This is a genomic window from Nonomuraea solani, from assembly GCF_900108335.1.
GTDB classification, from domain to species: Bacteria; Actinomycetota; Actinomycetes; order Streptosporangiales; family Streptosporangiaceae; genus Nonomuraea; species Nonomuraea solani.
Genome location: NZ_FNVT01000028.1, coordinates 60,693 through 76,258, shown reverse-complemented (window position 1 = coordinate 76,258; position 15,566 = coordinate 60,693). Strand labels below are relative to the sequence as shown.

The 15,566-nt window shown below is 71.5% G+C and carries 18 protein-coding genes; 6 read left to right on the top strand and 12 right to left on the bottom strand.

Going from position 1 to position 15,566, the window contains the following annotated elements; genetic code table 11:
• Positions 1-127: 127 nt before the first annotated feature.
• The 3 genes from C4V41_RS52860 to C4V41_RS52850 form a co-directional block, all read right to left on the bottom strand.
• Entirely contained in the window at positions 128-520 is a 393-nt protein-coding gene (locus C4V41_RS52860) for a DUF1048 domain-containing protein (protein WP_103963663.1), read from the bottom strand.
• 88 nt (positions 521-608) lie between these two features.
• Positions 609-1,262, bottom strand: coding sequence for a response regulator (locus tag C4V41_RS52855; RefSeq protein ID WP_103963662.1), 654 nt, complete (start codon positions 1,260-1,262; stop codon positions 609-611).
• On the bottom strand, positions 1,259-2,425 hold the full coding sequence (locus tag C4V41_RS52850; RefSeq protein WP_146104151.1) for a sensor histidine kinase: 1,167 nt from the start codon (positions 2,423-2,425) through the stop codon (positions 1,259-1,261). Before C4V41_RS52850 ends, C4V41_RS52855 begins: the two co-directional genes overlap by 4 nt.
• Positions 2,426-2,594: 169 nt before the next feature.
• On the opposite strand from C4V41_RS52850, the gene C4V41_RS52845 reads away from it, so the two are divergent.
• Complete coding sequence (locus C4V41_RS52845) at positions 2,595-2,984, top strand: hypothetical protein (RefSeq protein ID WP_103963660.1); 390 nt, start codon at positions 2,595-2,597, stop codon at positions 2,982-2,984.
• Entirely contained in the window at positions 2,984-4,519 is a 1,536-nt protein-coding gene (locus C4V41_RS52840) for a multicopper oxidase family protein (RefSeq protein ID WP_103963659.1), read from the top strand. The genes C4V41_RS52845 and C4V41_RS52840 overlap by 1 nt, the downstream gene beginning before the upstream one ends.
• On the opposite strand, the gene C4V41_RS52835 is transcribed toward C4V41_RS52840, so the two are convergent.
• Complete coding sequence (locus C4V41_RS52835; RefSeq protein ID WP_146104150.1) at positions 4,516-6,006, bottom strand: SMI1/KNR4 family protein; 1,491 nt, start codon at positions 6,004-6,006, stop codon at positions 4,516-4,518. The two genes, C4V41_RS52840 and C4V41_RS52835, sit on opposite strands and share 4 nt — an antisense overlap.
• Before the next feature lie 126 nt (positions 6,007-6,132).
• Between C4V41_RS52835 and C4V41_RS52830 the strand changes: the two genes are divergently transcribed.
• Positions 6,133-7,008 carry a dienelactone hydrolase family protein gene (locus C4V41_RS52830; RefSeq protein WP_146104149.1) on the top strand — a complete coding sequence of 292 codons (876 nt, stop codon included), beginning with the start codon at positions 6,133-6,135 and terminating at the stop codon, positions 7,006-7,008.
• Here the strand turns inward: C4V41_RS52830 and C4V41_RS52825 are convergent.
• Both C4V41_RS52825 and C4V41_RS52820 read right to left on the bottom strand, forming a co-directional pair.
• A complete protein-coding gene (locus tag C4V41_RS52825; protein ID WP_103963657.1) occupies positions 7,005-7,457 on the bottom strand; it encodes a hypothetical protein in 453 nt (150 codons plus the stop codon). The two genes, C4V41_RS52830 and C4V41_RS52825, sit on opposite strands and share 4 nt — an antisense overlap.
• Positions 7,458-7,484: 27 nt before the next feature.
• On the bottom strand, positions 7,485-7,895 hold the full coding sequence (locus C4V41_RS52820) for a zinc-binding dehydrogenase (RefSeq protein ID WP_103963656.1): 411 nt from the start codon (positions 7,893-7,895) through the stop codon (positions 7,485-7,487).
• Between the two features lie 69 nt (positions 7,896-7,964).
• On the opposite strand from C4V41_RS52820, the gene C4V41_RS52815 reads away from it, so the two are divergent.
• Both C4V41_RS52815 and C4V41_RS52810 read left to right on the top strand, forming a co-directional pair.
• Positions 7,965-8,987, top strand: a complete 1,023-nt coding sequence (locus tag C4V41_RS52815) for a zinc-dependent alcohol dehydrogenase family protein (RefSeq protein ID WP_103963655.1) — start codon at positions 7,965-7,967, stop codon at positions 8,985-8,987.
• A 21-nt stretch (positions 8,988-9,008) separates the two neighbouring features.
• On the top strand, positions 9,009-9,716 hold the full coding sequence (locus C4V41_RS52810; protein WP_103963654.1) for an SDR family NAD(P)-dependent oxidoreductase: 708 nt from the start codon (positions 9,009-9,011) through the stop codon (positions 9,714-9,716).
• Here the strand turns inward: C4V41_RS52810 and C4V41_RS52805 are convergent.
• Together C4V41_RS52805 and C4V41_RS52800 are read right to left on the bottom strand one after the other, a co-directional pair.
• Positions 9,706-10,386, bottom strand: a complete 681-nt coding sequence (locus C4V41_RS52805; RefSeq protein ID WP_103963653.1) for an SDR family NAD(P)-dependent oxidoreductase — start codon at positions 10,384-10,386, stop codon at positions 9,706-9,708. The genes C4V41_RS52810 and C4V41_RS52805 overlap by 11 nt on opposite strands.
• 2 nt (positions 10,387-10,388) lie before the next feature.
• Positions 10,389-11,333, bottom strand: coding sequence for an NADP-dependent oxidoreductase (locus C4V41_RS52800; RefSeq protein ID WP_103963652.1), 945 nt, complete (start codon positions 11,331-11,333; stop codon positions 10,389-10,391).
• Positions 11,334-11,431: 98 nt separating this feature from the next.
• Between C4V41_RS52800 and C4V41_RS52795 the strand changes: the two genes are divergently transcribed.
• The gene (locus C4V41_RS52795) at positions 11,432-12,106 is read left to right on the top strand and encodes a TetR/AcrR family transcriptional regulator (protein ID WP_103963651.1); all 675 of its coding nucleotides are present in this window, start codon (positions 11,432-11,434) and stop codon (positions 12,104-12,106) included.
• A 327-nt stretch (positions 12,107-12,433) separates the two neighbouring features.
• Here C4V41_RS52795 and C4V41_RS52785 read toward each other — a convergent pair whose 3' ends face one another.
• The 4 genes from C4V41_RS52785 to pdxR form a co-directional block, all read right to left on the bottom strand.
• Positions 12,434-12,694 carry a TetR/AcrR family transcriptional regulator C-terminal domain-containing protein gene (locus tag C4V41_RS52785; RefSeq protein WP_146104148.1) on the bottom strand — a complete coding sequence of 87 codons (261 nt, stop codon included), beginning with the start codon at positions 12,692-12,694 and terminating at the stop codon, positions 12,434-12,436.
• Positions 12,695-12,705: 11 nt separating this feature from the next.
• Positions 12,706-13,611, bottom strand: a complete 906-nt coding sequence (locus C4V41_RS52780; RefSeq protein WP_103963649.1) for an LLM class flavin-dependent oxidoreductase — start codon at positions 13,609-13,611, stop codon at positions 12,706-12,708.
• 80 nt (positions 13,612-13,691) lie between these two features.
• Positions 13,692-14,156 (bottom strand): MarR family winged helix-turn-helix transcriptional regulator, encoded by a 465-nt coding sequence (locus C4V41_RS52775; RefSeq protein ID WP_200824865.1) that lies wholly within the window; start codon positions 14,154-14,156, stop codon positions 13,692-13,694.
• Positions 14,153-15,553, bottom strand: coding sequence for a MocR-like pyridoxine biosynthesis transcription factor PdxR (gene pdxR / locus C4V41_RS52770; protein ID WP_103963648.1), 1,401 nt, complete (start codon positions 15,551-15,553; stop codon positions 14,153-14,155). Before pdxR ends, C4V41_RS52775 begins: the two co-directional genes overlap by 4 nt.
• Positions 15,554-15,566 lie beyond the last annotated feature (13 nt).

Sequence of the window (15,566 nt, the reverse complement as noted above, 5' to 3'; positions counted from 1 at the left end):
GTGGTCTTGCCCGCCCCGTTCGAGCCGAGCAGGGCGAAGATGCTGCCCCGCGCCACGTCGAAGTCCACGCCGCGCAGCACCCGCAGGTCCTTGTAGGACTTCTCCAGGCCCTGCACATGGATCGTCGTCATCGGACCGTCCCTTCCTCTTCGCCGGCGGCGCGCTCGATGGCGCTGGTGAACCGTTCCCGCTCCCGGCTGATCCACCGCCCGACGGAGTAGTTCTGTATGAACGCCTCGACGAACTCCACGGGGTCGTCGCCGAAGATGTCGCGGATCGGGGTTCCGTCCGCCGCGCCCCGCTCGTACAGGTCGGCGAGGTCCTCGAACATCGAGGCCGCGTCGGCGCCGTCACCCGGCCCGAAGAGCATCAGGTAGCGCTCCAGCGCCTCGGCCGCCGTGCGATAGCTCTCGGGAAGCGCCTTGACGCGCGCCTTGTACTGCCGCCAGCGCTTCTTGTCCTCGAATGACCCGGTGACCACCTCCAGGTACTGCCAGAAGCGCCTCTTGGGCTCGTCCATGCCACTTGCCTCCTCGCGGTATTCGGTGTCGCTGAGTACCGGTACAAAGTAACACTGACTACCAGTACATAGCAACACCGAATACTGGCTACCCCCTGCCCGCCAGGCCGCTCTCGTAGGCGATGATGGCGAGCTGCGTGCGGTCCCGCGCCGGGAGTTTGGTGAGCAGCCTGCTGACATAGGTGCGGGCGGTCTCGGGGCTGATGAACAGCTCGGCGGCGATCTCCTGGTTGTTCAGGCCACGCCCGATCGCGGCCAGGACCTCGCGTTCGCGGCCGGACAGGCTCTCCACCAGCTCCGGCCTGGTACGCGTGTGCGCCGAGGCGGCGGCGCGCATGACCTTCTCGGTGATCGACGGCGCGAGCAGCGACTGCCCGCTCGCCACGAGCCGGATGGCCTCGCGCAGGTCCTGCGGCCGGATGTCCTTCAGGAGGTAACCGCAGGCGCCCGACCGGATCGCGTCGAAGACGTTGTCGTCCTCGTCGAACGTCGTCAGCATGATGATCCGCACGCCGTCCAGGCCGGGGTCGCCGGCGATGCGCCCGGTGGCGGCGATGCCGTTGAGCACGGGCATGCGGATGTCCATGAGGACGATGTCGGGCCGGTGCTCGCGTACCGCGTGGACCGCGCTCACCCCGTCGCCGGCCTCGGCCACGACGGCGATGTCGCCGTCGTGTTCGGCCAGCGCGCGCAGGCCGGAGCGCAGCAGCGGCTCGTCCTCGGCGATGACGACCCTGATCATGCGCCAGACTCCCTGGTCAGTGGCAGCCGGGCCGTCACGGTGGTGCCGGACGACCGGGTGGTGGTCAGGGTGCCGCCCAGGAGGGCCGCCCGCTCGCGCATCCCGGCGACACCGTGCCCGCCCGGGCCCGGCGCGGCCGGTGTCGCGCCGTCGTCGCCGATGGTCAGCAGGAGCGTGTCGTCCTCGATCCCGGTCGTGATGGTGAGCGTGGTCGCGCCGGCGTGCTTGATCACGTTGGTGACGGCCTCCTGGGCGATGCGGTGGGCGGCGGTGGCGATCGTCGGCGGTACGCGCTCCGGCTCGGCGGCCAGCTCGGCGCGTACGGTGAGGCCGGCCTGCCGGGCGGTCTCGATGATGGTCTGGATCCCTTGCAAGGTGTGGGGCGCACGGTCGGTCCGCGCCGGGGAGTGCAGCATCGACACGGTCGCGCGAAGCTCGCCCAGCGACCGCGTGGTGGCGTCGGTCACGTTGGACAGCGATCGGGTCACCGTGCCGTCGTCGCGTCCGACGGCCTCGCGGGCCACGTTGGCGTGCACGGTGACGATGGCCAGGGCGTGCCCGATCGTGTCGTGCAGGTCGCGGGCGATGCGGATGCGCTCCTCCTGCATGGCGTGTTCGGCGCGGTCGCGTTCCCGCTCGCGTTCGAGCGTGATGATGCGGTCCTGCTGCTCGCGCAACTGGTGCCGGCTCCGCACGGTCGAGGCGAGCGCGATCGCGCAGCCGATCAGGGCGGCGTTGGTCAGCAGGTCGTAGGACAGCACGTCGCCCGGCTCGTTCTCGTTGACGGCCCGGAAGTAGGCGGACACGACCAGCAGCCCCAGGCCGCCGCCCAGCGGCCACCAGATGTCCGTGCGCTCGGCCGCGAAGTACAGCGCCGCGGCCGCGGGGACGGCCATGCCGATGGGCGGGAAGTCCAGGGCGTAATAGGTGAAGATGCCGACGATGGTCACCACGAGCACCGCGAGCGGAGCGGCCCGGTAGGCGAGCAGCACGGCGCCGAACCCGGCCGCGAAGGCGTACGCGCCCCAGCCGCTGTAGCCGTTGCTCGGGGCGCCGACCGCGATGATCAGCGAGATCGCGAACGTCTGACCGGCGGCGACGAGGGCCAGGAACACCCAGTCCGGGACACCGTCGGCGTCCTCGGGTCGTCCATTCTGGAGCATGCGATAGGTCCTGCCCATGTGACTCACGTGTGCCGTTCCAGTCTGTGGCCTGGCCGGCGGTGAGTCGGGCCAGGCCGCGCAGATGTCGCTTCTCGACGTACAAACGGGCGCTCGGATGACGCTTGAGGGGCGATGTGCCGCGAACCCGGCTGTTCATACGTTTCCGTGCATGACCTCCGATCAGAACCGGCCCCTTCATTCCCTCAACTGGCTGCTCATCGTCGGCCTGGCGGCCATCGCGCTCATCCGGCCGCTGTTCTCCATGGCGGGCCTGTCGGACGCGCTCGGCAAGCCGGCGACACCGCTCGTCCTGACGGGCCTGATCTCGCTGGCCTGGATCCTCATCGTCGGGCTGACCCGGGTGCGCAGGCCCGTCCTGACGCTCGCGCTCGCCGGCCTCCTCTACGGGGTCGTCGCCACCGCGACCAGCGGCATGGCGATGCGCGGCGCCCCCGCCCTGATCTTCGGCAGCGCGTCGATCCTCATCACCAACCTGGCGTGGGGGGCGGCCTGCGGGCTGCTCGCCCTGCTGCTGCAGCGGCTGCGCGGAGTGCGTTGATGTTGTCCAGACGCGAACTGCTCAGAGCCGGCGCCGCCGCACTCGTCCTGCCCGCCGCCGCCTGTTCGGGCGGCGACGGTGGAGGGACGGGCGGGACCGGCGGGACGGGTGGAGCCAACACCAGCGAGGAGGGCAGCGCCGGGGCCCTGCTCGCCAGCGAGGCGCCCCTCCCTGATCCGTTCACCGTCGCGCTGCCCATCCCGCCGGTGCTGAAGCCGGTGCGCGGCGACGGCGGCACCGACTACTACGAGATCACCCAGAAGGCCGCGAAGGTCGAGATCCTGCCAGGGCTGCGGACGGAGATCTGGGGATATGACGGCATCTTCCCCGGGCCGACCCTCGTGTCACGCCGCGGCCGCCGCACGGTGGTCACCCACCGCAACGAGCTGCCGGTGCCGGTCGTCGTGCACCTGCACGGCGGCAGGACGGCTCCCGAACACGACGGTTATCCGACCGACGTGATCGCTCCCGGCGGCGGCAAGGACTACGTGTACGCGATGGAGCAGCATGCGGCGACCCTGTGGTACCACGACCACCGGATGGACTTCACCGGCCCCCAGGTCTACCGCGGGCTGGCGGGCTTCCACCTGATCCACGACGACGCCGAGGAGGCGCTCGGCCTGCCCAGAGGGAGGCGCGACATCCCGCTGATGATCCTCGACCGGTCGTTCGCCGCCGACGGGAGCTTCCGCTATCCGTCCCTCGACCCGACCCTGACGAAGACGCCGGGGGTCACCGGCACGTACATGAGCGGCGTGCTCGGCGACTGCGTCCTGGTCAACGGCGCGCCCTGGCCCGTCCTGGACGTCTCCACCGTCCGCTACCGGTTCCGGCTGCTCAACGCCTCCAACGCCCGCCGTTACCGGCTGCGCCTCGACGGCGGCCCCGGCTTCACCCAGATCGGCAGCGACCAGGGCCTGCTGGCCGCCCCGGTCGAGCACGAGAGCATCGAGATCGCCCAGGCCGAACGCTTCGACGTCGTCGTCGACTTCTCCGGCCACCGCGTCGGCGACGAGATCACGCTGGTCAACGAGCACGGCAGCGGCGGCACCGCCGAGGTGATGCGCTTCCGGGTGACCCGGCAGGAGAGCGACGACAGAGTCGTACCGGACCGGCTGGCCGACGTCGAGACGCTCTCGGCGGGCGCCGTCACCGCCGAGCGGGAGTTCGTGTTCGCCCGCGGCGGGGCCCACGCGCACGGCATGTCGTTGTGGACGGTCAACGGCAAGCCCTTCGACCCCGAGACCATCGTGGCCCGGCCGAAACTCGGCGCCACCGAGCGATGGATCATCCGCGCGAAGAACGTCGAGCACCCCATCCACATCCATCTCGCCCCGTTCCAGGTCGTGGGCACGGACGGCGACGACGACCCCGGACCGTTCAACCACGGGTGGAAGGACACCGTGAACCTCGACAACGGCGGGCGGGCCGAGATCCTCATCCGGTTCGACGGCTACCGGGGCAGATACGTCTTCCACTGCCACAACCTGGAGCACGAGGACATGATGATGATGGCCAACTTCGAGGTCGTCTAACCGAGCCGTCCTTCGACGTACTCCCAGCCCTCTTCGCGGCCGAACCTGGCCGTCCACTCGTGCACCTGGCCCGGGGTGGGGTCGCCGTCCAGTCCGGCGGCGGCCAGCGGCGGCGGCGTGCCGAGCCGTCGCCACTGCTCGGGCGAGAGGGTGAGAAGGAGCAGCCCGTCCGGCTCACCGAGGTCCTGTACGGCGGCCCCTGCCACGTCGAGCCCTTCGAGGCGCGGGAACGTGCGCAGCACACCGAGATCGACGGGTTCCCGCGTGCGCAGGGTCATCATGCGCAGGGCCGGATGCCCGGCGAGCGGGCTCAGGTCCACGGCGTCCAGCTCCAGCCGCAACGCTTCGAGGGGCACGTCGCGCAAGGGGCTCAGATCGACGGGACCCGCGCCGAACAACGCCACCGCGCTCAGGTGGGACGCGGCTCGCACCGGCGCCAGATCGAGATCGCCCACCTTGTCGACGACGAGGGTCTGGATCCGGCGCGTCTTCTTCGGGATCGGGGCCTGCCCGCGCCAGTAGGTACGGCTCTCGTCCAGGTAGCTCGGGAGCCTGGCGGCGATGTCGAGGTAGCCCTCACCGCCCTCGTAGTCGCCCCGGTCGAGCGCCCGCACCAGCCGGCGCAGCAGGGTCGTGACCGAGTCGGCGACGTAGACGGGCGCGCCGTCGTAGTGGATTCCCACCCGGATGACCTGCCCAGGACGGCCCGCGGGCCCCGGATCCATGTCGACCGCCAGGTAGTCGCCGCCGGTGCTGGTCGCGAACGGGATCCAGCGCGGGCTGCCGAACTGCCGCCGGATGGTGCCGGGTGGCTCGGCGTCGCCGGTCATCGACCAGAACAGGTTGCCGTTCCACTCGCGCTCGGGCCGGTGATGGACGTAGGTCGTCGTGGACTCCAGGGAGAACCACAGATGGCCGTAGAAGAGGCCGGTCTCGTCGTCGCCGTCGGCCTCGCCGTACAGGGCCACCAGGTCGGGGGGCAGGTCGCAGGTGTCCAGCAGCGCGGCCCGCTCGGCCGGGTCCAGCGGGGCGGGCAGCGGCTCCGCCTCGCCGACGATGTCGGCGCGTTTCCTCAGGTACTCCCGGAACAGCCGGACGGCCTCCTCCGGGTCGCCCGCCGGCGTCGGGTTCGACGGGGGACCCTGGTCGGCGCCGGGCTCGCGGGGGAGGACGTCCGGGCGCAGGACGTACAGGAACGCGCCCGCATGCTCCCGGGTGATCGCCCGGGAGGTCACCGCCTCGAACCGGCCCGAGGGCTCGACGGCCAGCTCGACCATCAGCTCCGCCGGTGCGGCGTCCTTCAGCCCGCCCAGATCGAGGCGCAGGTCGCCGATGGTGCCGTCGGGCAGCTCGTATCCCTTGCCGCGGTGCCCCGCGGAGTAGGCGTCGCGATAGGCGTGCACCCATCCCCGCCGCCAGCCCGGTGGCGCGCCCGCCGCGATCTGCGCGGCCATGTCCCGCAGGACCTCAAGAGAAACGTTACGCATTAACACGTCCTATCGGCTGTTTCATCTGCGGAAACGATGAAAACCGTTACCCGAATTGACTCTTGACACTGATTCATGACGTGCCTACGTTAACGGCTTAAAGGCCCATAACTCTGGAGATCGCACATGCCTCCACACGAGAGCCGAAAGCCGCGCCCCTGGTTACGCACCCTCGCCGGGACCGCGATCGCCCTCTGCGTCCTGACCGCCACGGCGCCGGCCCGCGCCGCCGCGAACCCCTACCAGCGAGGCCCCGACCCGACGCCCGCCAGCGTCGCTGCCACCACCGGACCCTTCGCGACGGCATCGGTCGGAGTGCCGCGCGGGAACGGCTTCGGCGGCGGGACGATCTACTACCCGACGGCCACCGACCAGGGCACCTTCGGCGCGATGGCCATCTCTCCCGGTCTCAACGGCACGTGGCCAGGCATCGCCTGGCTGGGCCCCCGGCTGGCCTCCCAGGGGTTCGTCGTGTTCGGCATCGAGACCAACGCACTCAACGACAGCCCCGTCAGCCGTGGCACGCAACTGCTCGCGGCGCTGGACTATCTGACGCAGCGCAGTTCCGTACGCGACCGGGTCGACGCCGGCCGGCTGGCCGTGGCCGGGCACTCCATGGGCGGGGGCGGAGCCCTCGACGCGGCCCTGCGGCGGCCCTCACTCCAGGCCGCCATCGGGAACGCGCCCTACCTGCCCTCGGGAAACCTGTCCGGTGACCGGGTGCCGACGCTCATCTACGCGATGCAGAACGACACCCTGGTGACCCCGTCGCGCCTGACCACCATGTACAACACCGTGCCGGCGGCGACCGAGAAGGCGTACATCGAGGTCGCGGGCGCCGGCCACAACTACATCGGGCAGCCGAGCACGACGCTCGCGCGAACGATGATCCCCTGGATGAAGATATTCATCGACGATGACACCCGCTACAGCCAGTTCCTGTGCCCGATGGCCAACCGGAACGGCGTCTCGCAGTATCGCAACAGCTGCCCGCTGATTTAGCCCACGGTGAGCACCACCCGCTGGCACGACGTGAGCGCCGGCGAGCCGTTGTCCGTGGTCTGAAGAATCAGGTGAATCGTCTGGCCGGGCACCGCGTCCTGGGGCACGCGGAACCTCGCGATGTGGTGGCGCGCTCGCGAGGTCCGCGTGAGCGCGACGGTGCCCGGGTAGGTGTCCGCGTCGCCGTACTGCCACCAGATGCCGGTCAGCCGGTCGCCGTCCGGGTCACGGGTGCGGCCGTCGAGAGCCACGGGCTGCCCGGGGGAGACGGTCCGGTTCAGCGAGCGGATGAGCGTGTTCTGGTCGTCCAGTTCCGGGTCGGCCATGAGGATGACGCGGGGCTTGCCGCCGCGCGGGGGATCCGCCGACGCGGTGGCGGTTCCCCCTGCTCCGATCATCGATGTGAGCGCGATGAGGACGGTGAGACGGCGTCTGGCGGTTCCCTGCATGAACCCTCCTTCATCAAGACCACCGTCTCAGGAGAAGGTCTTCGCGTCGATCACGAAGCGGTACCGCACGTCGGAGGAGAGCACGCGCTCGTACGCGTCGTTGATCTGCGACGCCTCGATCAGCTCCGTCTCCGGGAGGATGCCGTGCTCGGCGCAGAAGTCGAGCATCTCCTGCGTCTCGGGAATGCCGCCGTTGGCGGAGCCGGCGACGCTGCGCCGGGACACGATGAGCGACATGCCGTCGACCGAGATCGGCTCGGTGGGGGCGCCCACGATGACGAGGGTGCCGTCCACGGTGAGCAGGCCGACGTACGCGGCGATGTCCAGCCGTGCCGAGACGGTGTTGATGATCAGGTCGAAGCTCCCGGCGAGCCGCTCGAACGTGGCCGGGTCCTCGGTGGAGCGGCCGTTCCGGGAGGGGCTGTCAGACCCCCTCAGAAACCTGTCTGACCAGTGCTTTTATGGGCAGGTGGCCGGAAGCGACGAGACACTCGAGGAGTGAGCGATATGCGTGGTGTTGTGATGCACGCCCCCGGCGACGTCCGGGTGGAGGAGGTCGCCGAGCCGAAGATCACCGCCCCGACGGATGCGATCATCCGGCTGTCGGCGACCTGCGTCTGCGGCTCGGACCTGTGGCCCTTCCGCGGCGTGGACGCCGTCGACCGGCCGACGCCGATGGGCCACGAGTACGTCGGGGTCGTCGAGGAGGTCGGCGGCGAGGTCACGACCATCAAGCCCGGCCAGTTCGTCGTCGGCTCGTTCGTCGCCGCCGACGGCACCTGCGAGATCTGCCGCTCCGGCTTCCCCTCCTCCTGCGTCGACCGCGTGTTCATGAACGAGGTCGGCACCCAGGCAGAACGCGCCCGGATCCCGCACGCCGACGGCACGCTGGTCGCCACCCCGGGGATGCCCGGCGCGGACCTGATCCCCAGCCTGCTGGCCGCCTCCGACGTGCTGGGCACCGGCTGGTTCGGCGCGGTGGCCGCGCGGACCGGCCCCGGCAAGACGGTCGCGGTCGTCGGCGACGGCGCGGTCGGCCTGCTGGCGGTGCTGGCCGCCGGGCAGCTCGGCGCCGAGCGGATCATCGCCATGAGCCGCCACGAGGCGCGCCAGAAGCTGGCCAGGGAGTTCGGCGCCACCGACATCGTCACCGAGCGCGGCGACGACGGCGTGGCCAAGGTCAAGGCCCTGACCGGCGGACTGGGCGCCCACTCGGTCGTCGAGGCGGTCGGCACCCAGGAGTCGATGCAGCAGGCCATCCGCTCGGCCCGGCCCGGTGGCCACGTCGGCTTCGTGGGCGTCAACCACGGTGTCGAGCTCAACGGCGAGGAGCTCTTCTTCGCCCAGGTCAGCCTGCTGGGCGGCCCGGCCCCGGTGCGCCGGTTCCTGCCCGAGCTGATCGACCTCATATGGAACCGGAAGATCGATCCCGGTAAGGTCTTCGACCTCACCCTGCCGCTGGAGGAGGCCGGCGAGGCCTACCAGGCCATGGACGAGCGCCGCGCCATCAAGGCCCTCCTGAGCGTGTGACGCGGAAGCGAAAGGACTGACATGGCACTGATCCTGGTGACCGGGGCCTCCACCGGCCTCGGGCACGACACGGCGAACGCGCTGGCCGGTCAGGGCCACGACGTGGTGGTCCACGTCCGCGACCCGGCCCGTCTCACCGACGCCGACCGGTGGAAGGGCGTCGTCACGGGGGATCTCGCCGACCTGGACGAGACCCGCGACGTCGCCGGGCAGGCCGCCGGGTTCGGCCGCTTCGACGCCGTCATCCACAACGCCGGCACCATGAGTCTGCCGGAGGCGAGCGTGGTCAACACCGTCGCGCCGTACGTCCTGACGGCCCTGATGGACAAACCGGCCCGGCTCATCTACCTGAGCAGCTCCATGCACCGGACCGGCTCCACCGACCTGAGCCGCCTGACCGACGGCAGCGCCTCCTACGACGACAGCAAGCTGTGGGTCACCGCCCTCGCGCTCGCCTTCGCGTCCCGGTGGGCGGGGACCTCGGCCCACGCGGTCGACCCCGGGTGGGTCCCCACCCGGATGGGCGGCGCCGGCGCCCCGGACGACCTGGTCGCCGGGCACCAGACACAGGTGTGGCTCGCCACACACCAGGACGTGAGCCCGGAAACCGGCGGCTACTGGTTCCACCGGCAGATCCAGAGACCGCACCCCGCGGCGCAGGACGAGGAGTTCCAGGCCCGCCTCATCCAGGTGCTGGAGAGTCACACCGGGGTCCCGCTCAGCCGTTGAAGACGACCTCGGACCGGTCGCGGCGCTCGTGCAGGTCCCAGTACAGGCCGGCGATCTGTTCGGGGGCGGCGGAAGGGAAGCCTTCTGGGCCGCCGGCGCCGATCCAGACGTTGATCGCCACGTGCGCGGCGTGCACGCCGGTGCCGGCCAGTTCGTTGTGCAGGTTGAGCACCCAGTTGCGCAGCGCCGCGGCGGCGGCGTTGACGTTGCCGAGCATCGGTATGGGGTGCACCGAGCCGCCGCCGGTGGTGAACAGCAGCGTCCCGGCGCCGGCCTGCCGCATGGCGGGCAGCACCGCGTGGGCGGCGGCCAGCGCGCCGTAGACGGTGTACTCGATCTGCGGCTGCAGGTTGTCCACGGTGACCTCGCTGGGCACGGCCATGGTCAGGCCGGGCACCGGCGAGTGCGGGGCGGGGGAGTATTCCAGCACGTCCAGCCCGCCGAAATGGTCCCTGGCCGCGTCGAGGGCGGCGGACAGGGCCGGGCGGTCCAGCACGTCGGCGGGGAACGCCGCGGCCGTGATGCCTTCCGATTCGAGCTGGGCGACCAGGGTCTCCAGCTTGTCCTTGCTCCGGGCGATCAGGGCGACGCCGAAGCCCCGGCCGCCGAAGGTGCGGGCGATGGCCAGGCCCATGCCGGGTCCGGCGCCGACGATGGCGATGGCGGGCACGGTCAGACCTCCTTCGTGGTGACGGCGATCTTGCCGAGGGTGCCGGCGCCGAAGGCGGCGAACGCCTGCGGGGCCTGCTCCAGCGGGTAGGTGGCGGTGACCGGGACGCGCAGCGCGCCGGAGGCGGCCTGCTCCGCCAGGACGGTCAGGGTCTGGGCGTTCGGGTCGGCCATGATCGTGTGCACGGTGACGTCGGGCTTCCGCACGGCGTCGGCGTTCAGGCCGAGGGTGGAGGCGAAGCGGCCACCGGGCCGCAGCAGGCTCGCGAGCAGGGGGCCGTCGCCCGCCAGGTGCAGCACGGCGTCCACGCCTTCCGGGGCGAGCGCGCGTACCTGGGCCGGCAGGTCGCCGCCGAAGTCCACGAGCTCGACCTTGGCGTCGGTGAGGCCGGTGACGAAGTCGGCCTCCGCGCCCGGCCGGGCGGTGGCGATCACCCGGGCGCCGCGGGCGGCGGCGAGCTGCACGGCCAGCGCGCCCACCCCGCCGGTGGCCCCGGAGATGAGCACCGTCTCGCCGTCGGCCGGGGCGACCGCGTTGAGGCTGTCCAGCGCCGCGGCGCCGGCCAGGCCCAGCGCGCCCGCGGTCGCGGCGCTCAGGCCCTCGGGGATGGGGGCGATGCCGTAGCCGGCGGAGACGGTGACGTACTGGGCCAGCGATCCGGTGCCCAGGAACGGCTTCATCACCACGCCGAAGACCGCCTGACCGACCGCGAAGCCGTCGGCGCCCTCGCCGAGCGCCTCGACCGTACCGGCGAAGTCCTTGCCCGCCACCAGCGGGAAGCGGTGCTCCATCACCCCTTGCAGGTAACCCGCCGCGGTGGCGGTGTCGAAGCCGTTGATCGAGGAGGCGGTCACCCTGACCAGCACCTCGCCGGCCTCGGGGCTGGGGGTGGGCACCTCGGTCACGGCCGGGGCCTCAGGGACGGAGTTCAGCGTGACGGCACGCATGAGCGGCACCTTTCGAAAAGTGGAACGGCCTTCCCGTTTCCACTACGCAGCCTAGCAACAGAACTGGGCAGGTCGTTCCACTTGGTTAGGATGGGGCCATGACACCGACCGCAGAGCCCGGCGACCGGCAGCCCGAACCGGGACTGCGCGCCGACGCCGAACGCAACCGCGACCGCATCCTGGCCGCCGCCCGCCGCCTGTACGCCAGCGACGGGCTCGGCGTCTCGATGGCCTGCGTCGCCCGCGCGGCCGGCGTCGGCAAGGCCACCCTGTCGCGCCGCTTCGCCAGCCGCGAAGACCTCATCAACGCGGTCTTCGCCGACCGCATGGACGCCTACGCCGCCGCCACGGCCGAGGCCCTCGCCGATCCCGACCCCTGGCACGGCTTCGTCGGCTACGTCCAGGCCGTGTGCGCCATGCAGGCCGCCGACCGCGGCTTCGCCGACGTGCTGGCCATGACCTTCCCCGCCGCCAAAGCCCTGGAAGAGCGCCGCGACGAGGCGTTCCACGGCTTTCTCGAACTCATCGCCCGCGCCAAGGCGAGCGGCCACCTGCGCGCCGACTTCACCGACCAGGACATGGTCATCCTGCTGATGGCCAACGCCGGCGTCATCGCCGCCACCGCCGACGCCGCGCCCGGCACCTGGCGCCGCCTGGTCGGCCAGATGCTCTGCGCCTGGGCCACCCCCGGCGCCGAGCTGCCCCCGATCGAGCCGGCCCCCGCACCCACCGCTCTCTACCGGGCCATGGTCCGCCTCGCCCGCAAGGGGTAGGTGGGGGGTGCTGTCAGACCCTGCCGGTGAGCGCGTCCAGCCGGTTCGATGGACGGTGAACGGATCCTAGGGGGAGTACATGAGCAGGAAGGACGAGGTGCGGGAGTTCCTGATCTCGCGCCGCGCGCACGTGACCCCCGAGCAGGCGGGAATCCCCGACTACGGCGACGAACGGCGCGTGCCCGGCCTGCGCCGCGAAGAGGTCCCGGTCTGTCCATCTGCACCTACACCGTCGAGGAGGGCTCACCGTCCGCCGACAGGCTCGCCCTCCTGTCCAGTTGGGCGGCCACCCAGGAGTTCGGCGACCGGCACCGCGCCGACGCGGCATCACGTCCCGAACCGGCCGGGTGAGCGCCCGGTAAGGATCAGGTCGACGCCGAACGTGAACCGGTCGTCGAAGCTCTCCCTGGTGAGGTGCTCGATCGTCTCCGCGAGCGAGGGGAAGGCCGCCGGGTTGGCCGCCGCCGCTTCGATGCCGAGCGTACGGTCCGGCGGCGCCTGTTCCTCCTTGACCAGGCCGAGCACGAAGTACATCAGCGTCCAGCCCGTCTCCTTCGGGCGCGCGCTTGGTCGCGATGCGTCCGCCACGACGGCGTGCGCTAGGTCGCGATCGCCTCGCGTACGGCCGGGGCGATCTCCTGGGCCCAGCGGGCCAGTTGGGTGTGGTCGGGGGCGCCGTGGCCGGCGGCGAAGAGGGTGAAACCCGACGCGCCGTGCTCCAGCACCGCCCCCGTCAGTTCCTCGATCCACTGGTCGGCGGAGCCGCCGAGCCAGCGGCCGTCGCTGTCGCGCGTGGCGGGCAGCGGACGGTCGGTGATGCGGCCGGGCAGGTTGAAGACCGTGCGGATCTCGCTCGGATCGCGGCCGGCGGCGACCGCCGCCTCGTCGATGATCGGCCGGGAGGCCCGGTAGCGCTCGCTGAGCCAGTCGGCCGCGTGGCCGGGGATCCAGCCGTCGGCCACGCGCCCGGTGGCGGCCAGGGACTTCGGGCCGACCGATCCCGTCCACACCGGCGGCGCGGCGACGGGAGCGGGCTCGATCCGGTGCACCTGGTAGTGCTTGCCCTGGTACGTGACCGCGGGCCCACCGCCCGACAGCAGCTTGACCAGCACGATCGCCTCCTCGAAGGCGTCCACGGCATCGCCGGGCGTCAGCCGGGGCACTCCCATGTCGGTGATGCGATCCCACAGCCCGCCCGCGCCCATGCCGAGCACGACACGGCCGCCCGACAGCGCCGACAGCGACGTCACCGTCCTGGCCAGCATGGGAGCGGGACGGGTCGGCAGGTTGGTGACGTTGGCGAAGCCGGCGATGCGCTCGGTGCGCCCGAGGACGAAACCGAGCGCCGCGTAGGCGTCCAGGCGGTCGCCGATGTAGGGGTGGTCGGACAGGGTGAAGAGGTCGAGACCGTCCCGGTCGGCCTGCTGGGTCGTGCGCAACAACTCGGCTATGTCGTCGATCCCGGGATGCGTGCCGAAACCGAAGACGACATCATGTGCGGACATGGTCTATTCACACTCCAACGCAAGAAAAGCTGCAGTTCGTGTTACGAACCATATTGGTTCGTAGTACGAACTGCAACTGTTCAGTGTGGCCGGTCCGGTTCGAGGAAGACCGTGGGGACCTTGTTGTCCGTCACGACCCGGCCGAGCAGAGCCGCGAGGGTGTCGCGCTCCTCCGGGGTGAACGCCGAGGTCAGCTCCTCGACGCGGCGGCAGGTCTCGGTGTAGAACTCGTCGGCCAGCTTGGCGCCCCGCCTGGTGAGCGCCACCCGTACCGCGCGGGAGTCATGGGGGTCTGGCCGGCGTTGGACCAGGTCGTTGCGTTCGCTGCGGTCGACCAGGCCGGTCAGGCTCGACTTGGCCAGGCCCAGGACCGCGCCCAGTTCGCCCATGCCGTACGGCTGCGCCATCAGGACGCACAATAACTGGCCCTGCTGCTGGGTGATGCCGAAGTCGCGGGCGGAATCCGCGTATACGGCATTCACCAGGAAGGTGGACCGCACCAGCGCCGCCACCGCCCCGATCGGGCCGTCAACATTTTTACTCATTCGCCCAGAGTAACAAATTCGCAGGACGAACTATCGGGCAAGGCGAGGCAGAGGGCTTCCAGCGCGGCGGTGACGGCGTGCTCGGGCGGTGTGCCGTACCCGATGACCAGGCCGTCGCGCGGTGGCATCGTGCTCCCGGGATGCCGGTAGGGGCCCAGGCCGTCCAGGGCGAGCCCGAGGCGGCGGGCGGCGCGGAGCGTCGCTTCCTCGGTGCCCGGCGGAAGGTCGAGGACGGCGTGCAGGCCCGCGGCGATGCCGCTGACGGTGATGTGCGGAGCACGGGCGGCGAGCGTGGCGGTGAGCAGATCGCGGCGGCGCCGGTAGATCCGGCGCATGCGGCGCAACTGGCGGTCGTAGGCGCCGCAGGCGATGAAGTCGGCGAGGGTGAGCTGGTCGGTGACGCTCGCCCACAGCTCGCGCGGGCCCTTGGCGGCGGCGATGTCGTCCACCAGCCGGCCGGGCAGCGCCATCCAGCCGAGCCGGAGCGCGGGGGACAGGCTCTTGCTCGCCGAGCCGAAGTAGACGACGCGGTCGGGGTCGAGGCCCTGGACGGCGCCGATCGGTTCGCGGTCGTAGCGGAACTCGCCGTCGTAGTCGTCCTCCAGCAGCAGGCCGCCCGTGGCGCGGGCCCAGTCGATGACCGCGGCCCGGCGTTCGGGGTGCAGCGCGCCTCCGGTGGGGTACTGGTGCGCCGGCGTCAGCAGGACGGCCCGCGCGCCCGTGGCCGGAAGGTCTCCGACGCGCGCGCCGTGGACGTCCACGTCGAGCGGCACGGTCGTCAGGCCGGCGCCGGTGAGGATGGAGCGGTGGAAGTCGAGCCCGTACGCCTCGACGGCGACCGGGCCACCCAGCACCTGGCACACCAGCCGCAGCCCGTGCGCGAACCCCGAGCAGATCACGACGTGCTCGGCCTTGGTGCGCACGCCCCTGGTCCGGGCCAGGTAGTCGACCAGCGCCCGCCGCAGCTCCGGCCGGCCACGAGGGTCGCCGACGCCGAAGGCGTCACTGGGCGCGGCCGCCAGCGCCCGCCGGGCCGAGGTGGTCCAGGCCGAGCGCGGGAAGGCGGCGGCGTCGGGCGAGCTGGGCATCAGGTCGTGGACGACGCGAACGCGGGACGGGCGCGCGGGGGAGGGGCGGCCGGCTTCGAGGGGTACGGCACGGTGTGCGACGTGGGTGCCGGAGCCCTGGCGGGAGGTGAGCCAGCCCTCCTCGACGAGCTCGGCGTACGCGGCGGCGACGGTGTTGCGGGCGATCCCCAGGTCGAGGGCGAGGGCGCGGTAGGGCGGCAGCCGGGTGCCGGGCGCGAGCCGTCCCGAGTGGATCGCCTCGCGCACGGCCCGCATCAGCCGTACGCGCGCGCCGCCACCGCCCGTGAGCTCCAGATGGAGGTCGCTCATCGGAAATTGACCC